The sequence below is a fragment of the Luteibacter yeojuensis genome, from assembly GCF_000964085.1.
Taxonomy (GTDB): Bacteria; Pseudomonadota; Gammaproteobacteria; order Xanthomonadales; family Rhodanobacteraceae; genus Luteibacter; species Luteibacter yeojuensis_A.
This window is the reverse complement of the sequence record NZ_JZRB01000016.1, coordinates 99855-125709: the sequence shown is the minus strand read 5'-3', so window position 1 is coordinate 125709 and position 25855 is coordinate 99855. Positions and strand designations below refer to the sequence as shown.

At 67.2% G+C, this 25855-nt stretch carries 29 protein-coding genes; 13 read left to right on the top strand and 16 right to left on the bottom strand.

Translation table 11 applies throughout. The features are described from left to right. Positions 1-79: 79 nt before the first annotated feature. The 4 genes from VI08_RS08665 to ttcA all read right to left on the bottom strand — a co-directional run bounded on the left by VI08_RS08665 (position 80) and on the right by ttcA (position 3958). Positions 80-847, bottom strand: a complete 768-nt coding sequence (locus VI08_RS08665) for a M48 family metallopeptidase (RefSeq protein ID WP_045829160.1) — start codon at positions 845-847, stop codon at positions 80-82. Between the two features lie 72 nt (positions 848-919). Continuing rightward, positions 920-1828 (bottom strand): recombination-associated protein RdgC, encoded by a 909-nt coding sequence (locus VI08_RS08660; RefSeq protein WP_045829159.1) that lies wholly within the window; start codon positions 1826-1828, stop codon positions 920-922. Between the two features lie 34 nt (positions 1829-1862). Beyond that, positions 1863-3050, bottom strand: coding sequence for an amino acid aminotransferase (locus VI08_RS08655; protein WP_045829158.1), 1188 nt, complete (start codon positions 3048-3050; stop codon positions 1863-1865). Positions 3051-3085: 35 nt separating this feature from the next. Then, positions 3086-3958, bottom strand: a complete 873-nt coding sequence (gene ttcA, locus VI08_RS08650) for a tRNA 2-thiocytidine(32) synthetase TtcA (RefSeq protein WP_045829157.1) — start codon at positions 3956-3958, stop codon at positions 3086-3088. A gap of 103 nt (positions 3959-4061) precedes the next feature. On the opposite strand from ttcA, the gene VI08_RS08645 reads away from it, so the two are divergent. Next, positions 4062-4268 carry a YdcH family protein gene (locus VI08_RS08645; RefSeq protein WP_045829156.1) on the top strand — a complete coding sequence of 69 codons (207 nt, stop codon included), beginning with the start codon at positions 4062-4064 and terminating at the stop codon, positions 4266-4268. A gap of 13 nt (positions 4269-4281) precedes the next feature. Then, positions 4282-4866, top strand: a complete 585-nt coding sequence (locus tag VI08_RS08640) for a GNAT family N-acetyltransferase (RefSeq protein WP_045829155.1) — start codon at positions 4282-4284, stop codon at positions 4864-4866. A 112-nt stretch (positions 4867-4978) separates the two neighbouring features. Here VI08_RS08640 and VI08_RS08635 read toward each other — a convergent pair whose 3' ends face one another. The 6 genes from VI08_RS08635 to VI08_RS08610 all read right to left on the bottom strand — a co-directional run bounded on the left by VI08_RS08635 (position 4979) and on the right by VI08_RS08610 (position 10602). Continuing rightward, positions 4979-6001 (bottom strand): biotin/lipoyl-binding protein, encoded by a 1023-nt coding sequence (locus VI08_RS08635; RefSeq protein WP_045829154.1) that lies wholly within the window; start codon positions 5999-6001, stop codon positions 4979-4981. Between the two features lie 11 nt (positions 6002-6012). After that, complete coding sequence (locus tag VI08_RS08630) at positions 6013-6210, bottom strand: DUF1656 domain-containing protein (protein WP_045829153.1); 198 nt, start codon at positions 6208-6210, stop codon at positions 6013-6015. Continuing rightward, complete coding sequence (locus VI08_RS08625; RefSeq protein ID WP_045829152.1) at positions 6200-8326, bottom strand: FUSC family protein; 2127 nt, start codon at positions 8324-8326, stop codon at positions 6200-6202. Before VI08_RS08625 ends, VI08_RS08630 begins: the two co-directional genes overlap by 11 nt. Positions 8327-8337: 11 nt before the next feature. Continuing rightward, positions 8338-8829: a MarR family winged helix-turn-helix transcriptional regulator gene (locus tag VI08_RS08620; RefSeq protein ID WP_045829151.1), complete on the bottom strand. Its 492-nt coding sequence runs from the start codon at positions 8827-8829 to the stop codon at positions 8338-8340. 120 nt (positions 8830-8949) lie between these two features. Further along, a complete protein-coding gene (locus VI08_RS08615) occupies positions 8950-9840 on the bottom strand; it encodes an SDR family oxidoreductase (RefSeq protein ID WP_045829150.1) in 891 nt (296 codons plus the stop codon). Positions 9841-9858: 18 nt separating this feature from the next. Then, positions 9859-10602, bottom strand: coding sequence for an SDR family oxidoreductase (locus tag VI08_RS08610; protein ID WP_045829149.1), 744 nt, complete (start codon positions 10600-10602; stop codon positions 9859-9861). A 120-nt stretch (positions 10603-10722) separates the two neighbouring features. Between VI08_RS08610 and VI08_RS08605 the strand changes: the two genes are divergently transcribed. Then, a complete protein-coding gene (locus VI08_RS08605; protein WP_045829200.1) occupies positions 10723-11634 on the top strand; it encodes a LysR family transcriptional regulator in 912 nt (303 codons plus the stop codon). 1 nt (position 11635) lies between these two features. On the opposite strand, the gene VI08_RS08600 is transcribed toward VI08_RS08605, so the two are convergent. Both VI08_RS08600 and VI08_RS08595 read right to left on the bottom strand, forming a co-directional pair. Continuing rightward, entirely contained in the window at positions 11636-12055 is a 420-nt protein-coding gene (locus VI08_RS08600) for a DUF4156 domain-containing protein (RefSeq protein ID WP_045829148.1), read from the bottom strand. Positions 12056-12147: 92 nt separating this feature from the next. Then, positions 12148-15024: a M16 family metallopeptidase gene (locus tag VI08_RS08595; protein WP_045829147.1), complete on the bottom strand. Its 2877-nt coding sequence runs from the start codon at positions 15022-15024 to the stop codon at positions 12148-12150. A gap of 268 nt (positions 15025-15292) precedes the next feature. Here VI08_RS08595 and VI08_RS08590 point away from each other — a divergent pair, with 268 nt between their 5' ends. From VI08_RS08590 to VI08_RS08570, 5 genes are read left to right on the top strand one after another with little or no spacing between them, the layout of a single operon-like run. Further along, the gene (locus VI08_RS08590; RefSeq protein WP_045829146.1) at positions 15293-15502 is read left to right on the top strand and encodes a hypothetical protein; all 210 of its coding nucleotides are present in this window, start codon (positions 15293-15295) and stop codon (positions 15500-15502) included. A gap of 7 nt (positions 15503-15509) precedes the next feature. Then, entirely contained in the window at positions 15510-15974 is a 465-nt protein-coding gene (locus tag VI08_RS08585; RefSeq protein ID WP_045829145.1) for a tRNA (cytidine(34)-2'-O)-methyltransferase, read from the top strand. Positions 15975-15995: 21 nt separating this feature from the next. Continuing rightward, complete coding sequence (locus VI08_RS08580; RefSeq protein ID WP_045829144.1) at positions 15996-16637, top strand: ubiquinone biosynthesis accessory factor UbiJ; 642 nt, start codon at positions 15996-15998, stop codon at positions 16635-16637. 5 nt (positions 16638-16642) lie between these two features. Then, a complete protein-coding gene (gene ubiB / locus VI08_RS08575) occupies positions 16643-18283 on the top strand; it encodes a ubiquinone biosynthesis regulatory protein kinase UbiB (RefSeq protein WP_428992139.1) in 1641 nt (546 codons plus the stop codon). An 8-nt stretch (positions 18284-18291) separates the two neighbouring features. Then, positions 18292-18999 (top strand): pseudouridine synthase, encoded by a 708-nt coding sequence (locus VI08_RS08570; RefSeq protein ID WP_045829142.1) that lies wholly within the window; start codon positions 18292-18294, stop codon positions 18997-18999. Positions 19000-19007: 8 nt separating this feature from the next. Here VI08_RS08570 and VI08_RS22510 read toward each other — a convergent pair whose 3' ends face one another. Together VI08_RS22510 and VI08_RS21990 are read right to left on the bottom strand one after the other, a co-directional pair. After that, positions 19008-19301, bottom strand: a complete 294-nt coding sequence (locus VI08_RS22510; protein WP_198148883.1) for a type II toxin-antitoxin system RelE/ParE family toxin — start codon at positions 19299-19301, stop codon at positions 19008-19010. Between the two features lie 7 nt (positions 19302-19308). After that, entirely contained in the window at positions 19309-19734 is a 426-nt protein-coding gene (locus VI08_RS21990) for a hypothetical protein (protein ID WP_198148882.1), read from the bottom strand. A gap of 211 nt (positions 19735-19945) precedes the next feature. On the opposite strand from VI08_RS21990, the gene arfB reads away from it, so the two are divergent. Together arfB and VI08_RS08555 are read left to right on the top strand one after the other, a co-directional pair. Beyond that, positions 19946-20368 carry an alternative ribosome rescue aminoacyl-tRNA hydrolase ArfB gene (gene arfB, locus VI08_RS08560; RefSeq protein WP_045829140.1) on the top strand — a complete coding sequence of 141 codons (423 nt, stop codon included), beginning with the start codon at positions 19946-19948 and terminating at the stop codon, positions 20366-20368. Next, positions 20365-20952 carry a 1-acyl-sn-glycerol-3-phosphate acyltransferase gene (locus VI08_RS08555; RefSeq protein ID WP_084621377.1) on the top strand — a complete coding sequence of 196 codons (588 nt, stop codon included), beginning with the start codon at positions 20365-20367 and terminating at the stop codon, positions 20950-20952. Before arfB ends, VI08_RS08555 begins: the two co-directional genes overlap by 4 nt. 9 nt (positions 20953-20961) lie before the next feature. Here the strand turns inward: VI08_RS08555 and VI08_RS21685 are convergent, their stop codons facing one another. Continuing rightward, positions 20962-21129 carry a hypothetical protein gene (locus VI08_RS21685; RefSeq protein ID WP_157006471.1) on the bottom strand — a complete coding sequence of 56 codons (168 nt, stop codon included), beginning with the start codon at positions 21127-21129 and terminating at the stop codon, positions 20962-20964. Between the two features lie 93 nt (positions 21130-21222). On the opposite strand from VI08_RS21685, the gene VI08_RS08550 reads away from it, so the two are divergent. Continuing rightward, entirely contained in the window at positions 21223-21672 is a 450-nt protein-coding gene (locus VI08_RS08550) for a hypothetical protein (protein WP_045829139.1), read from the top strand. Positions 21673-21680: 8 nt separating this feature from the next. On the opposite strand, the gene VI08_RS08545 is transcribed toward VI08_RS08550, so the two are convergent. Continuing rightward, positions 21681-22712 carry a LysR family transcriptional regulator gene (locus tag VI08_RS08545; protein ID WP_084621376.1) on the bottom strand — a complete coding sequence of 344 codons (1032 nt, stop codon included), beginning with the start codon at positions 22710-22712 and terminating at the stop codon, positions 21681-21683. 140 nt (positions 22713-22852) lie between these two features. Here VI08_RS08545 and aceB point away from each other — a divergent pair, with 140 nt between their 5' ends. Continuing rightward, on the top strand, positions 22853-24451 hold the full coding sequence (gene aceB / locus VI08_RS08540) for a malate synthase A (RefSeq protein ID WP_045829138.1): 1599 nt from the start codon (positions 22853-22855) through the stop codon (positions 24449-24451). Between the two features lie 27 nt (positions 24452-24478). Next, the gene (aceA, locus tag VI08_RS08535; protein WP_045829137.1) at positions 24479-25768 is read left to right on the top strand and encodes an isocitrate lyase; all 1290 of its coding nucleotides are present in this window, start codon (positions 24479-24481) and stop codon (positions 25766-25768) included. Positions 25769-25855 lie beyond the last annotated feature (87 nt).

Genomic DNA, 25855 nt, shown 5'->3' with positions numbered 1-25855 from the left:
GCCTGCTACCCGATGTGGGAGCGCGCTTGCACGCGATCGCGCGCAAGCGCGCTCCCACAGGTTCATGGTGGGGTGCTTTTTAGTCAGCCACGTCGGCGATGAGCCGGTCGAGCTGCGCCTTCAGGCCGCTGCCGTGCGCGCGCAGCCAAGTACGCTGCGCCTTGTGCTCGGGCAGGATGCTTTCGACCCAGTGCCAGAAGCGCGGCGAGTGGTTACGTACCTTGAGGTGGCACAGCTCGTGTACCAGCACATAGCGAAGCGCCGCGGGCGGCGCCAGCGCGAGGGCCAGGTCGAGGTTGATGCGGTCGCGCGTGTCGAGGCTGCCCCACAGGCTTTTCAGCGGCCTGATGCGCAACGCGGTGGGCGCGGCATTGATCTGCGGGATGTACCCCGGCAGCCAGCGCGAGACGTCGCGGCGGATCTGCGCCTCGAAGAACGTGGCCAGCAAACCACGCGCCACCAGCAACTCGCGGTGGTGCGGGCCCGGGATGACAAGGGTGATGCCGTTCTCGTCGTGCTGCACCCGTGGGTAGGGCCCTTCGGCCCAGTGCAGGGTGGTTTCTTCGCCGCGGAAGGGGAACGACGTGGGCACGCCGACCTTGAGGCCCGGCAGCGGCTCGGCGTCCATGTGGAACTCGCCGAGCTTCTGCTCGAGCCAGTCGGCGTGGTGGCGCAGGAAGGCGGTCATCTGCGCCACGTGCGTGCCGTTGGGGTACGTGAGCCGCGCCCCCTTGGGCGTGACGGTGAGACGCAGCCGGCGCGCACGCGGGTGCGCCGACTTGAGCACGCGGATGGTGCCCCCGGTCGGGGTCGACAGTTCGAGCCAGTCGCCTTGTTCTGATGCCATGTTGCCAGTCCCGGAGCGATCCCGACAAACATCCCACCCTGCTGTATCAACCACTGCGACCGGCCCGGCCGGTTACTCCGGGCGCGGCAGCTTGAACCATTCGCCAAGTTTGCCCAGCAGGCGCTCGTACTCGAGGGCCATGAGGGCGAAGTTGGCGTCCAGCTCGGCGGCGGCGCTCTCGTGGCTATCGGCCTGTTCGTCGAGCACCACGTCCGTGAACTTGATTTTACGCAGGATGAGGTCTTCGCCTAGTACGAAAGAGATGCGGTCGTCGAAGACCAAACCAAGCTGGAACACCTGCTTGCCGGTGCGGAGGTGCTCCCGGATCTCATCGGTATCGAGATCCTGGCGGCGGCAGCGGGCGATGGCGCCCGAGGCCGTGGCCGGGTCACGCAGCTCGCACTCGTCGCCCAAGGCCAGCCCCCCCGGCAACTCGCCCGTGGCCACCCAGTGGGTCATGAGGATGCGGGGCGATTCTTCCGGCGCCAGTGGCACGGCCGGGAAGCTGCCCAGGGCCTCGCGGACCTGGCTGAGGGTGTTCTCAGCGGACTTGCGACTGGACGTATCCAGGATGAACCAGCCGTTCTTCTTGTCCGCATAGGCCCGCATGCGCGAGCTGCGCACGAAGGCACGCGGCACCAGTTCGTTCAGCACGTCGTCCTTGATCTTCTTGCGCTCGCGGCCGCCGACCTTGCGGCCTTCTTCCTCGGCGATCTTCTGCACGCGGTTGGCCACCTCGTCGTTGATGACCGAGGACGGCAGGAGCTTATCTTCGCTGCCCACGGTGACCATCGTGTTGCGGGCCACGCTATGGGTGAGGCCTTCTTCATTGCGGCCCAGCGGCGAAACGAAGCCGCGGGCGGAAAGCTCCATGGGGCCGACCGGGCGCAGGCGGTGTTCGGGCAGGGCTTCGTCCAGGCGGTCGAGATCGGTGGCGACGGATTCGGAGAAACGGAACAGCGTCAGGTTGCGAAAGAACATGTATCAGGGCTTCTCGTGATAAGTGGATGGAAGGTCAGACGACCTTCGTGATCGCCTCGGCGACGCGATCGATATTGGTGTCGTTGAGCGCGGCCACGCAGATGCGGCCCGTGCCGACGGCGTAGATGCCGAACTCTTCGCGCAGCCGGTCGACCTGCGCGCTGGTGAGGCCGGAGTACGAGAACATGCCGCGCTGGCGTTCGATGAAGCCGAAATCGCCGGCCCCCGCCAGGCGCTGCACGAGGCCGCGGCGCATGGCACGGATACGCTCGCGCATCTCGCCCAGTTCGGTTTCCCACGTGGCGCGCAGGTCGTCGTGGTTGAGCACGGCGGAGACCACGGCGGCGCCATGCGTCGGCGGGTTGGAGTAATTGGTGCGGATGACGCGCTTCAGCTGGGATTGCACGCGAACGGCCTCGTCATGCGAGCCGGTGACGATGGACAATGCACCGACGCGTTCGCCGTACAGCGAGAACGACTTCGAGAACGAGCTGGCGACGAAGAACGGCACGTCGGCCTGCGCGAACAGGCGCACGGCGACCGCATCGGCCCCGATGCCATCGCCGAAGCCCTGGTAGGCGATGTCGAGGAACGGCACCAGGCCGTGCTCGCGCACCACCTCGATGACGCGCTTCCATTCGGCCTCGCCGAGGTCGACGCCGGTGGGGTTGTGGCAGCACGCGTGCAGCACCACCACGGCGCCCTTCGGCAGCTTGGCCAGGCCGGCCAGCATGCCTTCGTCGTCCACGCCGTGCGTGGCGGCGTCGTAGTACGGGTAATCGACGACGTTGAAGCCGGCGTTCTCGAACAGGGCGCGGTGGTTCTCCCAGCTCGGGTTGCTGATGGCCACCGGCACGTCGGGGTTGAGGCGCTTGAGGAAATCAGCGCCGACTTTCAGCGCGCCGGTGCCGCCGAGGGCCTGCGCCGTGACGACGCGGCGCTCGGCTAGCAGCGGCGACGATGCGCCGAACAGCAGCTTCTGTACGGCGCTGTCGTACAGCGCGATGCCGTCGATGGGCAGGTAGCCGCGCGGCAGCTGGGCTTCGAGGCGTGCCTTCTCGGCCTCGCGCACGGCGCGCAGCAGGGGCACGTGGCCTTTCGCGTCGTAATAGACGCCCACGCCGAGGTTCACCTTGTCAGCGCGCGTATCGGCGCCGAAGGCTTCGTTGAGGCCAAGGATCGGATCGCGCGGGGCGAGTTCGACAGCGGAGAACAGGGTCATGATCGTCTGGCCTTGAAGCGGTGGAAGGGAAAGGGTCAATCGTTGTCGTCGGCGGTGTCGCTGCCACCAAGCCACGCATGCGCGTCGGCGCGTACCGCGCCCTCGCGTGCGCCAAGGCCCGCGAAGTCGAACAGGTTGCGATCCATCAGCTGGGAGGGGGCGATGTTGCCCATGGCGCGGAACATCGTTTCGCTGCGGCCCGGGTGGGCTTTCTCCCAATCGGCCAGCATGCGCTTCACCACCTTGCGCTGCATGTTCTCCTGCGAGCCGCAGAGGTTGCAGGGGATGATGGGGAAGGCCTTCGCGTCGGCGTACTCGGCGATGTCGTCCTCGCGGCAGTACGCCAGCGGGCGGATGACGACGTGCTTGCCGTCGTCGGAGCGCAACTTGGGCGGCATGGCTTTCAGGCTGCCCTGGTAGAACATGTTGAGGAAGAACGTACCCAGGATGTCGTCGCGGTGGTGGCCAAGGGCGATCTTCGTGATGCCGTTCCCGGCCGCCCACTGGTATAGCGCGCCGCGGCGCATGCGCGAGCACAGGCTGCACATGGTCTTGCCCTGCGGGATGACGCGGGTGACGACGCTGTAGGTGTCCTGCTCGATGATGTGGAACGGGATACCGCGCCCGGTGAGGTACCCCGGCAGCACGTGCCCGGGGAAATCCGGCTGCTTCTGGTCGAGGTTCACCGCGATGAGCTCGAAGCGCACGGGCGCCTTGGCCTGCAGCGAGAGCAGGATATCGAGCATGGTGTAGGAATCCTTGCCACCCGAGAGGCACACCATGACCTTGTCGCCGTCTTCGATCATGCCGAAGTCGGCAATGGCCTGGCCCACCTGGCGGCGCAGGCGCTTGGCCAGCTTGCCGGCCTCGTAGGTGTGCTTGCGGGTGGCGTCGGGGGTCGCGGACATGGTGTTTCGGGGGTGGCCAAGGGGCGAGCCTCCTATTGTAGCCGCTGCGGGCCGCCCCGCCGGAGGGTAAACTTGCCGCTTCCCTCCCCGCCGGCCCGTCGCCATGCAGGTTCAGGATCCGACCCAGCTGTCCCAGCGCCTCGCGGAGCTCAAGGTGGAGCACCGCGACCTCGACACCGCCATCGACCACCTGGCCCAGGCCATCAGCCGCGACGAGCTGCAGCTCACCCGGTTGAAGAAACGGAAGCTGCAGCTGAAAGACGCCATCAGCCGCATCGAAAGCCGCCTCATCCCCGACCTGGACGCCTGAAGGAGCCCCGTGCATGGCCGATCGCCTCGAAAACGCCTGGGTGACCCTCGAGCCCATGGCCCTGGCCCACGTGCCCGCCCTTGAGCAGGCCGCCGCGGACGGCGATCTATGGGACCTGTGGTTCACCAGCGTGCCCCGCCCCGGCAGCATGGCCGCCTATGTGGAAAAGGCGCTGCGCGGCCAGGCCGAGGGCCGCATGGCGCCCTGGGTGGTGCGGGAGAACACCAGCGGCGATATCGTCGGCACCACGCGCTATTACGACATCACGCCCGATCCCCACCGCGTCGCCATCGGCTACACCTGGTACGCGAAGCGCTGGCAGCGCAGCCACCTCAATTCCGCCTGCAAGCACCTGCTGCTCGACAACGCCTTCCAGAACCTGGGCGTGGTGGCCGTCGAATTCCACACCGACGCCTACAACCAGGATTCCCAGCGCGCCATCGAGCGCCTGGGCGCGAAGCGCGAGGGCGTGCTCCGGGCGCACAAGCGCCGGGAGGATGGCTCGCTGCGCGATACGGTCTGCTACAGCATCCTCGCCACCGAATGGCCCGACGTGGACAAGTGGCTGCAGCTGCGCCTGAAGCGCCTGGCCGGCTGAGCCTTCCTGTAGGAGCCCACTTGTGGGCGACATCTTTCGCGACAACGCAACAGGCCCTCGGGCTCTTCCGAGAAAGGATGTCGCCCACGAGTGGGCTCCTACATTAGGGCAGTCAACGCGAGGCTACGGCCTGCTCGGGGTGCGACGGCCGCACGATGAGCGTGGCGGTCATACCGGCTGCCAGCATCGTGCCTTGCGGCAGGTGGTCGGCGTCGATACGGACGCGTACCGGCACGCGCCGGGCCAGGCGCACCCAGTTGAATGTGGGGTTCACGTCGGCGAGCAGGTCGCTGCCTGTCGGGTTGTCGGCGTCGGTGATGCCGCGGGCAATGCTTTCCACGTGGCCTTGCAGGCGCGCGCCGCCGCTCATGAGCCGGATATCCACCGGGTCGCCGATGCGCAGGCCCGGCAGCTTGGTTTCCTCGAAGTAGCCGTACACCCAGTACGAGTGGCTGTCGATGAGCGCGAGGCGCGCGGTGCCCGCGCTGGCGTAATCACCGACGCGGACATCGAGGTTGGTGACGTAGCCATCGACCGGCGCGCGCACGTCGGTGCGGTCGAGGTTGAGCTGTGCGGAGGCCACTTCCACCTCCGCCTGCGCCACGGCGGCCAGCGCCTGCTCCTGCGATGCCGAGGCCTGCTTCGTGCTCGCCTGCGCGGCCTGCCAGCCGGCCTTCGCGGCATTGGCCGCCGCCAGCGCGTTGGCCTTGTCTTCCGCCGAGATGACATTGTTGATGAGCTTCTGCCGGCGATCGGACTGCGCCTCGTACATCTCGTAGTTCGAGCGGCTTTGCTGCGCGCTGGCGAAGGCGGCGTTGATGTTGGCGCCCGATGCGCGTGCCGCGGCCTCGGCCGCATGCAGGTTGGCCTTGGCCTGGTTCAGCGCATTGAGGTAGCGCGCCTTGTCGACGACGAAGAGCAGGTCGCCCTTCTTAACCGTCTGGTTGTCGATGACGCGTACATCGGTGACCAGGCCGGCCACGTCGGGCGCGATGCGCACGATCTCGGCACGTACGCGGCCGTCGCGCGTCCACGGCGAATACATGTAGTGCTTCCACAGCGCGTGGCCGACCAGCGCCGCGACCACGACGACGGCGGCAGTGACGAGGAAACGGATTACGGTGGCGAGTTTCATGACGGCATCACTCAGTTAAGGAACAGCGCGAACGCGCCGAAGACACAGACGAACACGGCGAGGCGGAACAGCGGCGGGTGCCACACCAGGCGGTAGAGCCCGACGCGGCCCGCCACCCAATCGAGCAGCCACAGCGCCAGCAGCGCCAGGACGAACATGACGAGCAGCCCGGGGACCAGGGCGTCGCCGAGGGCGATCTCACGGGGCATGCGTGATCTCCTTGGCAAGGGGGGCGGAGGGCATGTACGCGGCGAGGACGGATTCACCATCCAGCAGCGCCATGCGGACAAGGTGCAGGTGTTCGAGCAAGTGGGCCTGGCCCGCGTGCTCGCCGACGCTGGCGATGGCGGTGGCCACCGCGTCGCGGGCGAGCTGGTAGCCATGCGCATCGGGCTTCTCGTAGAAGCGGGCCAGCGTGTGCAGGGCCGCCTGCAGGTACGGGCTGAGCGTCGGCGGCACGTCGCGGCGCGCCATGTCGTGGCGCATCTCGATCAGGGCACGGCCGGTCTCGTGTACCGCCAGCGCCCACGCGATAAGCGCGCGCGAATCGGCACTGCCCGGCTGCGTCTGCGCCACCACCTGGCTGACCAGGTCGTGGTTCACGCTTTCGAAGCGGTGGCGCAGGCCCGGCAGCGGCGCCTCGGCCGCGAGCGCCACCTGGCCACGCAACCGCGCAAGCTGGCGGCGGCGCAACCAGGCACTGCCAATGGCGGGCGGGATGACGACGAACGACACGGCCGCGGCGCCCAGGCCAACGACCTGCGCGATGGCATCGTTGATGAAGTGGGCGGGGTCGTACACCTGCACGTTCTTCAGCGCGAGGATGTAAGCGAAGCCCATGGCCCAGCCCAGGCCGTAGAACGCGAGCTTGCGGCTCATCATCATGACAAGGCCGATGGCCAGGAACGGCGCCACGGCAAACACCAGCAGGCCGTAACCATCCACCTGCGTCAGCAGGAAGAACTCGCAGATGAAGCCCGCGGCCATGCCGGAGAGGTAGCCGAGCATCACCACCCATGTCACGCGCGTGGGGTTCGGCGTGGTGGCGAACAACCCGGCGAACACGGTGGCCAGCAGCATGGCGCTGGAGCCCAGCGGCCACGCGCTGTCGATCCAGAACAGGCCAAGCACCAGCATGGTGAGCGTGGTGCGGAACGTGGCGATGCCCGCGCCCAGCCAGTCGTTACCGCGGTCGAAGCGGACTTTCTCGGCCGAGCCACCAAGCACGCGCGGCGCCTGCAACGAGGCTGCCGCATCCACGTACGCGTGCAGCTCGTCGACGAAACGCAGGAGCAGCGAGGCGCCGGTGTCGAAGTCGCGGATATCCTGGGTATCGGCCAGCGTGGCGCGGAGCGTGGCCACGTTGCCGCGCATGGTGTCGCGGGCGGCGGCCAGGCGCGGCAGCAGCAGGCGCGCGCCTGTGCCGGCCTCGATGGGCATGTCCAGTGCGTCGCCTATCGGCGCGTAGAGGCGGATGAGCGTCGACGCCGCCAGGTCGCGCTTTGCCCGCTTCAGGCGGTTCACCAGGTGGTGCAAAGACTGGAAGCTCGTCGATGCCGCCATGAAGCGCTGGTTGAACAGGCGCATGTGGTTGCTGCGGGCGCGTGCTTCGGCATCCTCGAAGATGACCGAGCTGCGCAGGTCCTCCAGCGTCACGGCATCACGAACGAAACGCAGGTGCGCGTTCTCCATGGCCTCGCGCGGGATGCTGCCACCCGTGGCACCGCGCACGAAACCGAGGAAGTGCGCGAACTGGTCGCGCGCCGCCCGGCGCAGCACGTCGCGCATGCGGCTGGGGAAGACCACGTCGTTGACCATGCCGCTGACCAGCAGGCCCAGCAGCACTTCGGAAAGGCGTGCCACCGCGGAATCGAACACCCCCGGCGGGTTCTCGATGACCGGGATGGCGACGATGGCCGCCGTGTAGCCGCCCAGCACGAACGCATACGACTTGAAGTTGCGGTACAGCGTGGCACCGCCCGCGCAGATACCGATCCACAGCGACAGCGCCAGCAGGAAAAGATCGCGTTGCTGCGGGAACGCCGCGACGATGCCTACGGCCGCCGTGGCACCGGCGACGGTGCCGATGCCGCGGTAGAAGCTTTTCGCCAGCACCATGCCCGATTGCCGGTTCGCCACGATGATGGTGGTGAGCATGGCGGTGGATGGCGCCGGCAGGTCGAAGCGCATGGCCAGCCAGCCCGTGGCGAAAAACGCGATGAGCGTCTTCGCGACGAACAGCCACGTCGAGGCTTCCTCGCGCAGCGTCTCGACGACGACCTCGCGGGTGCCCTGGGCGTTGGCGGTGGGGTTCACGGCGGCCATGGCGTGCCCGCTCAGCCCCCGAACCCGGCCAGCATCTTCTTCAGCAAGCCCTCGAGCTGGGCCTGCTCCAGCATGCTCAGGTTGCGCGTCTGGCGGTGCAGCAGCGTGACGATGTCGGGGAGGAACGTCTCGATGAGTTCCACGCCCGCCGGCGTGAGCGTGAGCTCGACCTTGCGACGGTCGTCCTCGCTGGCGGCACGGGTGATGAAGCCCATCTCGCTGAGGCGGGTGGTGAGGCGGGTGACATTGGCGGACTTCTCCCCGGCGGCGTCGGCCAGCTGCGAGGGGTTCATGGCGTTGCCCGGTGCGCCGTACAGCATCATGAGGATGTTGTACTCGGGGTGGTTCAGGCCGTAGGGCCGCATGACGGCGTTCGCCTCGTCGTGCACCTCCTTGTAGAGGTGCTTTACCAGGCGCACGAGCACCGCCGGTTCGCGCGGGAACGCGGGGTACTTCTGAATCGTGTTGCGGAGCCGTGCTTCGGTGGGGGCGAAATCACTCATGAGGCGGGGCCTTCGGCTGGTTACCTCATAAGTATATAGTTCATTTCTGTATATTCAATATCCAAATAGTATCGCCGCTTGCAGGAACCTGCCCCCGCGGCCCTGCAAGCGGCAATCTCACTAAGAGAGAGACAGCAAATCATCAAAGCCGGCGCGGAAGAACAGCTCGCGGCGGACACGGTCGGCCATGCCGTTCACGATTTCCGCGCCATCCTGCGAGGGGTCGACATGGATACGAAACGGGCGCTTGCCATGCGGCATGCCCACCACCTCGACGATCTTCACCGCCACCTCGGCGGCATCGGCGTCGGCGGGTTCCAGCGAAGCCAGCCCCTGCAGGATCCTGTCCGGCATGCCCGCGTACGGGCCTTCCAGGTAAGCCGCCTCGGTCGCCGAATCGGCGGGCTTGCCCGCGTGCCGGAAGTGGTTCGTGCCCTTCGTGAACGCGCCCGGCACCATGATCGAGGTCTCGATACCCCAGCGGGTGAGCTCGCCGGCGTAGCTGACGGCGAGCGAATCCATGGCCGCCTTCGCCGCGAAATACGGCGCCAGGAAGGGCGGCGTGCCGCCGCGGGTGCTGCTCGACGATACCCACAGCAGCAGGCCCTTGCCCCGCTTGCGCATGGCTGGCAATGCGGCGCGGTTCACCCGCTGCGTGCCGAGCACGTTCACGTCGTACAGCTGTGCGTACTGCTCGGCGGTGAACGCCTCGGCCGGGCCGAACACCATGTGCCCGGCGTTGTGGATCAGCACGTCGAGGCTGCCCGCCTCGCCTACCACGGTGTCGATGGCGGCTTTCGCGGAGGCATCCGACAACACGTCGAGTTCGACGACGCGCAGGTCGACGTTCCGCTCGCGGGCTTCCGCCAGCACGGCGGCGGCTTGCGCCTTATTGCGGCCTGCGATGTCACGCATGCTGGCGTAGACGGTGTGGCCGGCCTCGGCCAGGGCTCGCGCGGTGAGCAGGCCGAACCCGCTGGAGGCGCCGGTGATCAGGATGGTCTGTTTCATGGCGATGCTCCCGTGGGCTCAGACAATGCCGCCGTTGGCGCGGAGCACCTGGCCATTCACCCATGCGCCATCGGGGCCGGCGAGGAAGGCGACGGTGGCGGCGATGTCCTCGGGCGTACCCAGCCGCTCCAGGGGCGCCAGCTTGGCGAGGCGATCGACGAGCTCATCCGACTTGCCGTTGAGGAAGAGTTCGGTGGCGGTCGGGCCGGGGGCCACCGCGTTCACCGTCACCTCGCGGCCGCGCAGTTCGCGCGCCAGCACCATGGTCGTCGCCTCGATAGCGGCCTTGGTCGCGGCGTAAGGGGCATAGCCCGGCTGCAGCAGGCCCACGACGCTGGACGAGAAGTTGATGATGCGGCCACCGTGGCGGAGGCGCTTCGCCGCTTCGCGCATGGTGTTGTAGCTACCCTTCACGTTGATGTCGAAGAGGCGGTCGAAATCTTCCTCCGTCAGGTCGGCCACGTTGGCGAGAGCCATCACGCCTGCGTTGTTCACCAGCACGTCGACGCCGCCATATACCTGCTCGGTGGTATCGAACAGCCGGCGTACGTCGGCGGCCTTGGCCACGTCGGCCTGGGCACTGATGGCCGTGCCGCCCGCGGCGGTGATGTCGCCGACCACTTCTTCGGCTGCCTTGGCGCTGCCCGCGTAGTTGACGACGACAGTGAAGCCGTCGTCGGCCAGCCGCCTGGCCACCGCCGCGCCGATACCCCGCGAGGCACCCGTGACGATCGCAACCTTGTTATTCGCTTGCTTGTTCATCTTGATTCTCCGGAACCGGCGCCATTGCCGGGGAGGAAGAAGGATGGACGTTGTCGGCGCTCGGATAATCCGGCTAGATTAGGCTTCACTATTCCTTGCGATGGAACAATCGCCGTGGCCATGGACCGTTTCGACACCATGCGGCTGTTCGTGCGGATCGTGGAGCGGCGCAGCTTCACGGCCGCCGCGGCGGACCTCGACCTGCCCCGCTCCACCGTCACCCAGGCGATCAAGCGGCTGGAAGCGAGGCTGGGGGTCCGCCTGCTCCAGCGCACCACCCGCCAGGTGAGCCCCACGCTCGATGGCGAGGCCTACCACCGCCGCTGCGTCGCGATCCTGGCCGATGTGGAAGATGCGGAAGCGACGTTCACCGATGCACGGCCCAGCGGCCTGTTGCGCGTGGACATGCACGGGGTACTCGCCCGCACCTTCGTGCTGCCGGCACTGCCGGATTTCCTCGCGCGCTACCCCGGTTTGCGCGTGCATGTCGGCGAGGGCGACCGCTGGGTGGACCTGGTGCGCGAGGGCGTGGATTGCGTGCTGCGCGCCGGCGACCTGGCCGACAGCAGCATGGCGGGGCGGCGCATCGCGATGCTGCGCGAGGTGACCCTGGCGAGCCCCGCGTACCTCGAACGGCACGGCGTACCGCGCACGCCCGATGACCTCGACGGCCACCAGGCCATCGGTTTTTTCTCAACCGCCACGGGTGGCACGCTGCCGCTGGAATTCGTCGTCGATGGCGAGGTGCGCCACGTGCAGTTGCCATCGGTCGTCACGGTGACCGGGGCGGAAACGAACAAGGAACTGGCGCGGCTGGGCCTCGGGTTGATCCAGGTGCCGCTGTACAACGCGGTGGCCGACCTGGCCGAGGGCCGGCTGGTGGAGGTGCTGCCCGGTTACCCGCCGACGGAAACGCCCGTGTCGCTGCTGTACCCGCACAACCGGCAGCTCTCGCCGCGGGTGCGCGTGTTCATCGACTGGGTGATGGCCACCTTCGCCGCGCGGGCGGACGAAGGCGTGCGCATGCTTTGAATCAGTTCTTGAGCGGGACGGTTTCGAAGCCGCCCTGTGGCGTGGTGTTCTGCGGCGGCGGGGGCGGCGGGTTGTTGACACCCTGCTGGCCGAGGGCACGGGTGCCGCAGGTGTAGGCGCCCCAATCCTGCGAGCCATTGTTGGGCTCGCCCAGCGGCTTGACGGTATCGGCGCCCAGCTTGGCTGCCTCGTTGCGGGCGAGCACCTCGAGCTCGTCGCGCACCTTGAGGTCGCTGCGATCGACCGGGCCGACGCGGCTGGTGACCGAGACGCTGACCTTGCCCTGCTCCTTGCAGCTGCCGACATCACCGTTCCATGCGGTGCGCACGTTGCGTGCCCTGTCGTCGAGCTTGATGCCCCAGTCACAGGCGCTGAGCGCGAAGGTGGCGAGGGGGATGAGGAGGAGGACGGCTTTGCGCATGGGTGGCTCCGGAAGGTAACGCGTTCGGGGCCAATGCTAGCCCGATGGAAGCGACGACGCGATGAGCAAGCCCACCGCGCCGTCGCCGTCAGTCACTTGCCAGCCGGTTTGGCCGGCTTCGCGGCGGCCTTCACCGGGTTGCCGTCGGCATCGATGACGTGCACCTCGCCGAGGTTCAACGCGCGCACCGGCGCTTCGATCTTGCGCAGGTCGCCGACGATGACCCAGGTCAGCGCATCCGGCTTCACCACCGCGGAAATCGCGGCTTCGGCATCCTTCTGGTCGACCCCGTCGATGCGTGCCTTGAGCGTCTGCACGTAATCATCCGGGCGGTCGTACATGAGGATGCCGTTCATCGCGCCCATGACCGAACCCGTGGTCTCGTAGCTGCCCGGCAGCGCGCGGACGCGCTGCGAGCGCACCTTGGCGATTTCGTCGGCGGTGAGCGGGCGGTTGCCGATGACGTCGCGTGCTTCTTTAAGGATTTCCGCAGCCGACTCGGCGGTTTTGTCGGTCTGCACCGGCGCATACAGCAGGAACGGACGCTGGCCCTGGGCATCGGTCAGGAAGCTGCCGGCGCCGTAGGCCCAGCGCTTGTCCTCGCGCAGGTTCATGTTGAGGCGCGACGTGAAGCTGCCACCGAAGGCACCGTTGGCGATGCCGAGGTCGAGCGCGTCTTTGGCCTTGGTCGACGGCGCGAGCAGGCCAGCGAGCACGAGCGACTGCGGGGCATCGGTGCGGTTGCAGAGGTAGACGCGCGGCTTGGGCTGCGCGGCCACCTGGCCCACGTTGCGCTTCGGGATGGCGCTGGCGGGCGGGGCCCAGTCGCCGAACGCCGCGTCGAGCTTCGGCAGGATCTCGGCCAGCGTGGTGTCGCCCGCGACGAGGATGCGGACGTTATCCGGGCGCAGGTAATCGCGCTGGAAGGTGGCGAGGTCGGCCGCGGTGAGCGAAGCGATGGCCTTCTCGGTACCACTGCCGGTGAACGGGATGCCGTACGCGTGGTTTTTGCCGAACATCAGCGGCGGCAGCGAACGCAGCGCGATGGCCTCCGGCTCGGTCTTCTCCTGGGCGATGCCGGCGATCCACTGGCCGCGCACGCGCTCGATGTCGTCCGCATTGAAGGCCGGCGTGCGCGTGATGTCGGCGAACAGCTTGATCGACGGGTCGAGGTCGGTGTTCAGCGCATTGAGCGAGACACTGCAGGAATCCAGTGCGCAGCCGGCACCGATGCTGGCGCCGAGGCGCTCCTTGCGGCGGGCGACCTCCACCGAATCGAGCGCCTTGGTGCTCTCGTTCATCATGGCGGCGGTGAACGCGGCCGTGCCGAGCTTGTGGCCCTGGTCGGCGGCGTAGCCCGCGTTGAACAGCAACTGCACCTGGGTGACCGGGATGGTGTGGCGCTCGGCCAGCACCACTTCGATGCCGTTCTTCAGCTTGCCGCGCTGCAGTTTGGGGAAGGTGAGGTCGGGGAAGCGGGTGACGGCGGGCACGCCACCGGCACGATCAACCGTCGACTTATCGACCTTGTAGGTGGCGGCCGGCGGCATGACGGCCGCGGGGCGGCCCGACGCATCGGCCAGGCCCTTCACGGCCTTGTCCTCGGCGGCCGGGTCGAAGCCCGGCTTGGCCGGCAGCACCGTCAGCGTGTAGCTGCCCTTGCCCAGCCATTCCTTCGATGCGGCAAGCACCGAGGCCACGGTGGCCGACTGCGCGCGCTGCAGGTCCTTCTTATAGGCCTCGGGGTCGTTCCGGTAGACCTGGCCCTCGGCCAGGATGACGGCCTTGCCACCAAAACCACCCACCTTCTCGAGCCCGCGCACGAAGCTGGCGCGGTTGGTGACCTTGGCGCGGGCAAGCTCGTCGTCCGTGGGGCCCTTCGCGAGGAAATCGTTCCACACGTCCGCAATGGCCGCCTCGACCTTCTTCTGGTCCACGCCCTGCTTCACGTCGACCGAGAGCTGCACCTGGCTGGCCAGCGCGAACGGCGAGATGCCCACGCTGACGTCGTCAGCCAGCTTGTCCTGGTAGACCAGGCGCTGGTACAGGCGCGATGTCTTGCCGCCGCCGAGCGCGGTGGTGGCGAGGTCGAGGTTGACGGCGTCGTCGGTGCCCAGTTGCGGCACGATCCACGTGCGCACGATGCGCGGCTGCGCCACCTGGTCGTGCTGCACGCCCGTGGTGTCTTTCTGCAGCGGCGTGATCCACGCCTGCTGGCGCGGCACCGGCGGCCCGGCGGGGATGTCGCCGAAGTATTTTTCGGCCTTTTCCTTCGCCTGGGCCACGGTGATGTCGCCGGCCATCACCAGGGTGGTGTTGGCGGCGCCGTAGTAGTCGTGGAACCACTTCTTGACGTCATCGAGCGATGCCGCGTCGAGGTCGGCCATGGAGCCGATGGTGTCGTGGTGGTACGGGTGGTTGGCCGGGTAGGTGTTGACGAGGATGTTCTCGTCGACGCGGCCGTAGGGGCGGTTCTCGCCCTGGCGCTTTTCGTTCTGCACCACGCCACGCTGGGTATCGAGCTCCTTCTGGCCGATGGCGCCGAGCAGGTGGCCCATGCGATCGGATTCCATCCACAGCGCCATGTCCACGGCGGTGGTGGGCACGGTCTCGAAGTAATTGGTACGGTCGAACCAGGTGGTGCCGTTCATGTCGGTGGCACCCGCCAGCTCGAACGGCTGGAAATACGTGCCCTTGTGGTTCTCGGAGCCCGAGAACATGAGGTGCTCGAAGAGGTGGGCGAAGCCCGTCTTGCGTGCCGGCTCATCGGCCGAGCCGACGTGGTACCAGATGCTGACGGCAACGACCGGTGCCTTGTGGTCTTCGTGGACGACCACGGTAAGGCCGTTGGGCAGCTGGAAGCGGGTGTAGGGGATGTCCGGGATGGTGTCGGTGGACGGCGCTGCCGCGTAGGCGGCGCCAACGACGCCCATGAGGCCTGCGGCGAGCAGGGTGAGGCGCTTCTTCATGCACGGCTCCTATGGGGCCTTCTTGGCCCGTTGTCTCCCGGAGGCTAGCCGTGCGCCGCGGTTTCCGCAATGAGCCGCCCGGCAGGGGGGCGGACGGTGTCCGCCATGGCCACGTGCGTGTCCGCGGACACTCAAGCGCGGCCAGGCAACCTGACAAACCTCATGCGAATCAGCTGATTGGCGCCCCTGAAAAGATGGCACGCGGTTTGCGTTACTACCCATGCCCCGGGGCAACCGCCCCACCCCTGATCCCCTGAAGGAGTACGCCATGAAACACGAACTTCTCGTCCTGCGTAGCCTGCTGGTCGCCTCGCTGCTGGTGTGCGGCCTGATCCTCGGCAACATGCTCACCTACAAGGGCGCGCCGGTGCAGCTGGCCCACGCGGCCCAGCCGGCGCCAAACGCCCTGGGCATGGTGACGGCCCCGGCCTGCGCCCTGCCGCCCGATGGCATCGTTTGCCCGCTCTCGGCCTCATAATGGCGGCATGCCCCACGTCATCCTGTTCCGACCCGAGATCCCGCCGAACACCGGCAATGTGATCCGCCTCTGCGCCAACACCGGTGCGACGCTCCACCTCATCCGCCCCCTGGGCTTCACGCTGGACGATGCCCGGCTGAAGCGGGCGGGCCTGGACTACCACGAGTTCGCCAGCGTGGCCGTCCACGACAGCCTCGACGATTGCCTTGCCACCCTCGGCCAGCCACGCGTGTTCGCCTTCTCCACCCGCGGCAGGCACCTGCATACGGACGTGGCCTACGCCGACGGCGATGCGCTGCTGTTCGGCTGCGAAACCGCCGGCCTGCCGGATGAGGTGCTCGATGCGATCCCGGAGCCGCAGCGCATCCGCCTGCCGATGCGCCCGGGCAACCGCAGCCTCAACCTCTCCAACGCCGTGGCCGTGGCGGTTTTCGAGGCCTGGCGCCAGGCCGGGTTCGACGGCGCGGCCTAGCCAGCGGCTACAATCGAGGGCATGACCCAGAACGCCTTCCTGCCCCGCCCCTTGCGCGTCCTCGCCGGCCGCGCCATGGAGGCCGCGCTCAATCGCACCGTCGACCTCGACCCCGATACCCGCAGCCGCCTCGACGTGCTCGACGGCCGCAGCGTGCAGGTGCACCTCACGGGGCCGGACCTGGCGCTGCGTATAACCGTGGAGAAGGGCCGCCTGCGCGTGGGGCCGCCCGAGGACGGCGGCAGCCTCCGCGTCACCGCCACCCCGGGCAGCCTGCTTGCCATGGCGCTGCGCGGCGACGACGACGGCGTGGCGCCGGGCAAGGTCGATATCGCCGGCGATGCCGAGCTGGCCCGCCGGCTCGAGCGTCTCGCGCGGCAGTACGCGCCGGACGTGGAAGAAGCCTTCGCCAGGACGTTCGGCGACACGCTCGGCGTGGCGCTGGCGAAAGCCCTGCGCGAGGGCCTGGCCCACGCCCGCGAAACCGGCCGCCACCTTGTCGACGATGGTGCCGACTGGCTGCGCGACGAAGGCCGCGTCGCCGTCGCGCCGGGTGAACTGGAGGGCTACCTCGATGGCGTCGATGCCGTGCGCGAACGCACCGAGCGCCTCGACGCACGCCTTGCCCGCCTTGAGCGCGCCCGCAAGGGGGCTGGCGCATGACGCCGTTGCGCCTTGCCCCGCGCCTGCTGCGCGTCGCCGCCATCCTGCTCAAATACCAGCTCGACGAACTCGTCGAGGGCGCCCACCTCTACCGCCCGCTCAAGCTCCTCCGCGCCTTCTTCCCGAAGCCGGCCGCCGATGTGCGCGGCCTGCCGCGGGGCGCGCGCCTGCGCCTCGCGCTGACCGAACTGGGCCCCATCTTCGTCAAGGCGGGCCAGGTGCTGTCCACCCGCCGCGACCTGGTGCCGGCCGACGTGGCCGACGAACTCGCGCTGCTGCAAGACCAGGTCCCGCCGTTCCCCGGTGCCGAGGCCCGCGCCATCGTTGAGCGCGAACTCAAGGCGCCGGTGTCGACGCTGTATGCCTCGTTCGATGAAGTGCCGCTCGCGTCCGCCTCCATCGCCCAGGTGCACGCGGCGACGCTGCACGGCGGCCGCGAGGTGGTGGTGAAGGTGCTGCGCCCGGGCATCGACCAGCGCATCGCACGCGACGTGTCGCTACTGCACTCGCTCGGCGCGCTGGCCCAGCGCTGGCACCCCAATGCCGACAAGATCCGCCCGCTCGAAGTGGTGGCCGAGGTCGAGAAGATGCTCGACAACGAGCTCGACCTGCAGCGCGAAGGCGCCAGCGCCAGCCTGCTGCGGCGCAACTTCGCCAGCGGCATCGACCTGTACGTGCCCGAGGTGATCTGGGACCTGAGCAGCGAAGGCGCGCTCACGCTTGAACGCGTGCGCGGCGTGAGCGCCGACGACATCGCCGCCATCGATGCCGCCGGCCTCGACCGCAAGCAACTTGCCGAGAAGGGCGTGCGCCTGTTCTACGAGCAGGTGTTCCGCGATAACTTTTTCCATGCCGATGCGCATCCTGGCAACATCTGGGTCGATACCTCGCGCATCGACGAGCCGCGCTTCATCGCGCTCGATTTCGGCATCATGGGCTCGCTGCCCGAGGCCGACCAGTACTGGCTGGCCGAGAACTTCATCGCGCTGTTCGAGCGCGATTACGCCCGCATCGCGCAGTTGCACGTTGCCGCTGGCTGGATGCCCTCGACCATCCGCCTCGACGAACTCGAAGCCGCGGTGCGCACGGTGTGCGAGCCCTACTTCACCCGCCCGCTGTCGCAGATATCCATCGCCGAGCTGGTGGTGAAGCTGTTCCAGACCGCACGCCGTTTCGAGTTGACCCTGCAGCCGCAGCTCATCCTGCTGCAGAAGACGCTGCTGAACATCGAGGGTGTGGGCCGCATGCTCGACCCGGAGATCGACATCTGGGCGGTAGCGCACCCGGTGCTCCGGCGCATCCTGCGCGAGCGCTACAGCGTCCGCGCCACGCTGCGCGATGTGCGCCGCCGGCTGCCGGAGTGGATCCACACCGCGCCGCGCGTACCCGAACTGGTGCGCGACGCGCTGCGCCAGGTGGCCAGCGGCGAGCGCCGCGAGGTGGCTGATCCGCGGACACTGCTGCTGGCCCAGGACGAGGCGCGCCGTACGCGGCGCCTGCTGGCGTGCGGCATGCTGGGTTCGTCGCTGCTGATCTGCGCCGCCCTGGTCGGCACGCTGGCGCCGCACGGCGTGTGGCCGGCCGTGGCTGCCGCTGTGCTGGGCGTGGTGGCATTCATCGCCGGCTGGCCCCGCCGCCACGCGTGAGCCGAGCTATGCTTGAGATCCTCTACCAGGACGACGATCTTGTCGCCGTCAACAAACCCGCGAACCTGGCGGTGCACCGCTCGACCTTCGTAGGGCCGGACGATGCTTTCCTGATCGACCTGCTCCGCGAGCAGGTGGAAGGGCGCCTGCACCTCGCCCACCGCCTGGACCGCGCCACGTCGGGCGTGCTGCTCGTGGCACGTTCGCCGGAAGTCGCTGGCTTGATGGGCGAGCAGTTCATGGGCCGCACGGTGAGCAAGCGCTACCTCGCCGTGGTGCGCGGCTGGCCCGACCCTGCAGAGGGCACGATCGACTACCCGCTGCCCGGCTCGCGCGACACGGGGCCGCGCCGCGATGCGACGACGGACTACCGCCAGCTCGCCACGGTGGAAGTGGATATCCCGCTGGGCCGCTACGAGAAGCAGCGCTACGCGCTGGTCGTGGCCGAACCCCGCACGGGGCGCTTCCGGCAGATCCGCAAGCACTTCGCGCATATTCACCACCCCATCGTAGGCGACAGCCAGCATGGGCGTGGCGATCATAACCGGTTGTACAAGCAGCACTTCAACTCGCATCGGTTGCTGTTGCATGCGGAGCGGCTGATGTTCACGCACCCGGTCTCGGGGCAGCCGATGGCGATTTCGGCATCGCTGGATGAGACGTGGGCGCGGCTTGTTGAGCGCTTCGGGTGGCAGGATGCGTTTCCGCTTTCCTGAAGCGCTGCCTAGCGTAGCGATGGCTGCTCGCGACGCGAATGCGAAACCGATAGAACGTGTACCCAATCACACGCCTGCTCGTATTCGTAGCTGATGCAGTAAGGCAATCGGGACAGCGGACTCCTTCGAATGCCGCGTGCATCGACGGGCAAGACAAGTGGATGGGCGGCCACGAGCTGAATTCGATCAAGAAGAGCGCTGATGACGCTGTCACCGGTGGGCGTTGCTCGGTGCCAGGCATAAAACAACTTGATACTTTCGAATTCCTGCTCAGCCGCCTGGGAGAAAGACCAGGAAGCCATGGCGGTGTCAGTCCTTGCGACGATGCTTGCCGTACCGCGCAAGAATCTCCTCAGACGAGATCGCCTGCTCCGTGCCCGCCCTGAGCCGGTCCCGCACGGCGCACGCCTTAGCCGTAATCCTTGCATCGTGCTCGGCCTGCTGCCTGGCAAGCGCCGCGCGATCGACTCGCGGAGCACGCATGCCCTTCAGGTCGAGATCGTCCGCATCAAACTGCATGCGGGTGACCCCCAACTCCAAAAGCTGCTGAATGACGCTGTCCGCCGAAGTGAACAGGCGAATGGCACCGCTGGGCGCCGCCAGGATCGGTGGCGAGGGATCGCCGGTGTGCACGCGGATCACCCAACCACCGACGCGGCCGACAACGTCGATGTCGCCGATGATGTCCGCCTCAAGGAACTCCTGAAGACGGGCGAGTGTGATCGTATCTTCCATGTCGTAACCAAAGGCCGGGTCGAATGCCGGCTCCGCAGCGAGTCTAGCGTTAAGCATAGGGGGCGCTCCATCGAATGAATGAGGAGTGCCATGGTTACGAATCGGAATGAGGCCGCCAATCGGCGTTTTCCGACACCGCGTGTAGGCGTCGCCCACGCTGATTGCGTCGCGTCATGACGCCAGCCGCGACGCTGCTAGAATCCACGCCAACATGCTTATCGTCACCGCCACCATCGCCATCCCCGAGTCCGAGCTGATCGAGCGCTTCACGCGCGCCGATGGCCCGGGGGGCCAGCACGTGAACCGCACGGAAAGTGCCGTCGAGCTGCGCTTCGATGTCGCCAGCTCGCCCTCGCTTCCGGAGGAAGTGCGTGAGCGGCTGCTGATGCGGCGCGACCGTCGCATGACCGATGCGGGCGTCCTGGTGATCCAGGCCCGCCGTTTCCGCGAGCAAGCCCGCAACCGCGATGACGCCCGCGAGCGACTCGTGGAGATCATCCACGCCGCCACGCTCGTGGCCAAGAAGCGCGTGCCCTCGAAGCCCACGCGTGCTTCGAAGGAACGCCGCCTCGCTGGCAAGGCCCAGCGCGGCCAGACCAAGCGCTCGCGCTCGCGCGACTGGAGCAACGATTGAGCAGCGTCTCCGCCGAGCTCCCTCCGAACGCACCGCGGCTGCCCGACTCGTGGTTCAAGCGCCTTTGCCTCTGGGCCATCAAGCTCACGGGTTGGCGCATCGTCGGCACCATGCCGAATGAGAAGAAACTGATTCTCATTGGCGCCCCGCATTCGTCGTACTGGGATGGCGTGTACGGCCTGCTCATGCGCCAGGCCATCCGCCTCGATCTCGGCGTGATGATCAAGCGCGAAGTGCTCAATGGCCCCCTCGGCCCGATCGTGCGCGGGCTACGCCTCATCCCCATCGACCGGAAGGCAGCGACCAATGTGGTCGACCAGATGGTGGCCCGCTTCGCCGCAGCCGATACGCTGTGGCTGGGCATCATGCCCGAGGGCACCCGAAAGCCAGTGAAGCATTGGAAGTCGGGCTTCCTGCGCATTGCGCGTGCCGCGGGCGTGCCGATCCAGACCGTGTTCATCGATTACCCGACGAAGACCTTCACGCTGGGTCCGCTCGTCCATGCAACCGACGACACCGAGGCCGACATGGCGCGTATCCGCGCCATGTTCGTGGGTTACCACGGGAAGCATCGGGACGCCTGATTTCAGGCGTTAGCCGCCCGAGATTCGGTAGCGGACGGTGTAGGTGATGGTCCCGACGGCAGCGGAAATGTTCTGCAGCACAAGCCGGTAGCTGCCGGGGCCGAGTTGCGGCTTATGGATGAATGCACCCGTCGCGATGTCGATCCATTCTCCGCCCGCCTTCACCTGCAGGACCAAACATCACGCCGTTTTCCGACAGCGTGAGTCGGTAATCGCCTACAGCGAATCGTCGCGCACTCCCACAAGGTGGCTCTGTTGACGGAGCCGCCCATGTACATTCCCCCGAAGCGTCCCCTGCCCCTCCTCAGAATCGATCAGCTTGGCTCATCGCACGGCACCGACGATCAGGTCAGACGAACGGTGCGTGGCATATCCGGGCCGCTAAAGAACGATGTCGGCAAACTGGATCTGACGAACGTCCGGCCCAGCGAACTCAACCCCATCGCTGCACGCCTGTGCGAGGAAGGTAAGATCACGGAGGATGTTGCATCCAAGCTGATGCTGCTCAGGGCACCGGGCGCCAGGGGCCTCACGGACAACAGGCCATTCAATCTCATTGAAGCAACGAAACGCGTCGCGCGCATGGTCGGAGCGCTTTCGCCCATGCATGCCGCCGCTGGGCAGCAAGGCGGGTACACGAGCGCACTGTATTGCGCCAAAGGACTGACGACGGTGATCAATGCGCTCAAGACCGGCACGAACTTCGACGCCGAGGCATAGCCTGTGTTCTAGCGCTCCGAATGCCCCGGCTCATCATAGTCGCGATGGGTCAACAACCCTGGCTTGATCAAGTCGATGAACGCGCGCGCTTCGGGGCTGAGGAACTTGCCCTTGCGCATGACGACACCGTAACTGCGCTGCGGGAAATACTGCCGCAGGTTTCGCACCACCAGCCGCTCGCGATCGGCATCAGTGATGCAGATGCCCGTCACGATCGAGATGCCCAGCCCCATCGCCACGTATTGCTTGATCACATCCCAGCCGCCCACCTCGATCGCCACCGTGTAGGGCACGCGGCGCTGCTGGAACACCATGTCGACGAGGCGGAAGGTGGTGAGGCGTTGCGGGGGAAGGATCAGGCCGTAAGGTGAGAGGTCTTCCAGACGGATCGCCTCTTTCTCTGCCAGCGGATGGTCGGGCGGCATGATCAGCATCGGGTCGTAGTGGTACACCGGCGCCCACGCGATGTCGTTGGGCACGTCGAGCATCGAGCCGATGGCGATGTCGGCTTCGTCGGCACGTAGCAGCGCCATGCCGTCCTTGCCGGTGACATTGGCGAGTTGCAGTTGCACGTCGGGGTAGCGCTCGCGGTAGGCCTTCACCAGGTCCGGCAGCAGGTACTGGATCGTCGATGCACCAGCGGCGACGGTGAGCCGTCCCGACTGCTTGCCCCGCGTCTTCGCTTGGAACTCGCGGTCGAGGTTCTCGAAGCCCTCGACCAGGGGCCGGGCCATCTCGTAAAGCGCCTCGCCGGCATCCGTGAGGGTGATGCGCCGGCGCGTCCGCTCCACGAGCGGCATGCCCATTTCGCGTTCCAGCGCCTGCAACTGCAGGCTCACAGATGGCTGCGACAGGAAGAGTGCCTCGGCCGCGCGGCTAAGGGTGCCCAGGCGGGTGATGTAGACGAACGCCCGGAGCTGCTTCAGGCGGTTCCCCTTGTAGTAGAAACGGCCCGAAGGATCATCGGCGCCGCTGACGCGTGCACGCGCCTTCGACGTCTTCGCGGGAGCCTTCTTCGGTGGATTCAGCTTCCGAGGCATCGTTTTTTCCTAAATAAAAACGGTAGCTTGCATTTGCCATTAACAAAGTCAATGTTATGAATTGAAACATATGCTTTGTCAACGCCATGCGGCGGGACGTAGCGTGGCCTCCAGACCCGAAACCACTGGAGGCAGGCCCCATGGCAGTTCCCAAGAGCGAGATCGACCCGCTGGCTGGCGTCCGCCTGTATGGCGGCACCGATGCCTTTGCCGATGTACTGACCCCGGCCGCCCTCGCTTTCGTGGCCGGCCTGCACCGCCGCTTCGATGCCCGACGCCTGGCCCTGCTGGCCGAGCGCACCGCGCGCCAGCTTCGCTACGACGCCGGCGACCTGCCCGATTTCCGCACCGACACGGCAGCCGTCCGCGAGGGGAACTGGACTGTCGCGCCCATCCCGGCCGCACTTCAGGATCGCCGCGTCGAAATCACCGGCCCCGTCGAACGCAAGATGATCATCAATGCCCTGAATTCCGGCGCGAAGGTGTTCATGGCCGACTTCGAGGACTCGAGCGCGCCGACCTGGGCGAACCAGGTGCAAGGGCAGCGCAACCTGCGCGACGCCGTGGACGGCACCATCGACTTCACCAGCCCCGAAGGCAAGCACTACGCGCTGTCGGATTCGCCCGCCGTGCTCGTCGTCCGCCCCCGCGGGTGGCACTTGCCGGAGCGGCACGTGGAGATCGACGGCGACGTGCTCGCCGGCGCCCTGCTCGACTTCGGCCTGTTCGCCTTCCACAACGCGAAGGCGCTGCACGGCAACGACCGCGGCCCCTACTTCTACCTGCCCAAGCTGCAATCGATGGAAGAAGCCGCGCTGTGGGACGACGTCATGGCGCACGCCGAAGACACACTCGGCCTGCCACGCGGCTGCATGAAAGCCACCGTGCTCATCGAGACGCTGCCGGCCGTGTTCCAGATGGACGAGATACTGCATGCGCTGCGCACGCGCGTGGTCGGTCTCAACTGTGGGCGGTGGGACTACATCTTCTCGTACCTGAAAACATTCCGCGCACACGCCGACCGGCTGCTGCCGGAACGCGGCCAGGTGGCGATGACCGTGCCGTTCCTGAAGGCCTATTCCGAGCTGCTGATCAAGACCTGCCACCGCCGTGGCGCGTTCGCCATGGGCGGCATGGCGGCGCAGATCCCCATCAAGGGCGATGACGAGGCGAACCATGCCGCGCTGGCGAAGGTGCGCGCCGACAAACTGCGCGAAGTGACCGCGGGCCACGACGGCACCTGGGTGGCGCACCCGGCCCTCGTGCCGGTGGCCCAGGCCGTCTTCGATGAGCACATGCCCACGCCGAACCAGCTGCACGTGATGCGCGACGACATCGTCGCAAGCCGCGATGCGCTGGTCGCACCCGCGATCGGCACCGTCACGCGCGCCGGCTTCGACAACAACGTGGAGGTGTGCCTTCGCTACACCGCGGCATGGCTCGATGGCCAGGGCTGCGTGCCCATCCACCAACTGATGGAAGACGCCGCCACCGCCGAGATCGCCCGCGCACAGCTGTGGCAGTGGCTACACCACGGCCCGGTGGAATTCAGCGACCACGCGCCTATCACCTTCCCACTTTTCGACCACGCGCTGGCTTCGCATACGCACCGGCTTCGCGAGTCGTCGCACCCGGGCGCGAAGCGTGCCGACGAAGCGGCCGCCCTCATCAGCGCACTAACCCACGCAAGCGAACTGCGCGACTTCCTCACCCTGCCCGCCTACGAACAGCTGGCCTGACCTCACACCCTCCAAGGAGCACCGACGATGAAGACGCATACCGCTGAACAGATCACGCTCGACTGGAAGAACAACGACCGCTGGAACAGCGTCGAGCGCCCCTACACCGCCGACGACGTGGTGCGCCTGCGTGGCACCGTGCAGGTCGAGCACACGCTCGCTCGCCGAGGCGCCGAACGCCTGTGGCGCTCGATCCACGAGCGCCCCTACGTCAATGCGCTTGGCGCGCTCACCGGCAACCAGGCCATGCAACAGGTGAAAGCGGGCCTGCAGGCCATCTATCTCTCCGGCTGGCAGGTGGCAGCCGATGCGAACACAGCGGGCGCGATGTACCCCGACCAGTCGCTATACCCGGTCGATTCCGTGCCGAACGTGGTGCGCAAGATCAACAAGACGCTGCTGCGCGCCGACCAGATCCACCACGCCGAAGGCAAGGATCAACTGGACTGGCTGGTGCCGATCGTCGCGGATGCCGAGGCCGGGTTCGGCGGCGTGCTCAACGCCTACGAGTTGATGATGCACATGATCGAAGCGGGCGCCGCGGGCGTGCACTTCGAAGACCAGCTGGCCAGCGCGAAGAAATGCGGCCACATGGGCGGCAAGGTGCTCGTCCCGACGCAGGAGGCCGTGCAGAAGCTGGTTGCCGCGCGCCTTGCCGCGGATGTCACTGGCGTGCCGACGCTGATCGTCGCCCGCACCGACGCGATGGGTGCCGGCCTGGTCACGTCGGACATCGACGACAACGACAAGCCCTTCCTCACCGGCAAGCGCACGGTGGAAGGCTTCTACGAAACCGAGCAGGGCATCGAGCAGGCGATCAGCCGTGGCCTGGCCTATGCGCCCTACGCCGACCTCATCTGGTGCGAGACCTCGACACCCGACATGGCCGAGGCGCGCCGCTTCGCCGAAGCCATCCACGCGCAGTACCCGGGGAAGAAGCTGGCCTATAACTGCTCGCCGAGCTTCAACTGGAAGAAGAACCTCGACGAGAAGACCATCGCCAGCTTCCAGAATGAGCTGGGCAAGCTCGGCTACGCCTTCCAGTTCATCACCCTGGCCGGTTTCCACGCCCTCAACTACTCGATGTTCCAGCTTGCCCGCGGCTACCGCGACCACCAGATGGAAGCCTACGTGGCCCTGCAGGAGGCCGAGTTCGCGGCCGAGAAGGATGGCTATACCGCCGCCAAGCACCAGCGCGAGGTGGGCACGGGCTACTTCGACCGGGTGAACCAGGTGATCGCCGGCTCGCTAAGCTCGCTGTCGGCCCTGTCCGGCTCCACTGAGGAAAGCCAGTTCCACCCGGCCTCGGCGGCCTGATCCCCGGTACGCACAAAAAAAATCGGCCTGCACCGCTGGGGTGGGCCGACTAAGAGAAAGCGTGTATCGAAGGGGATGGTAAAAGGC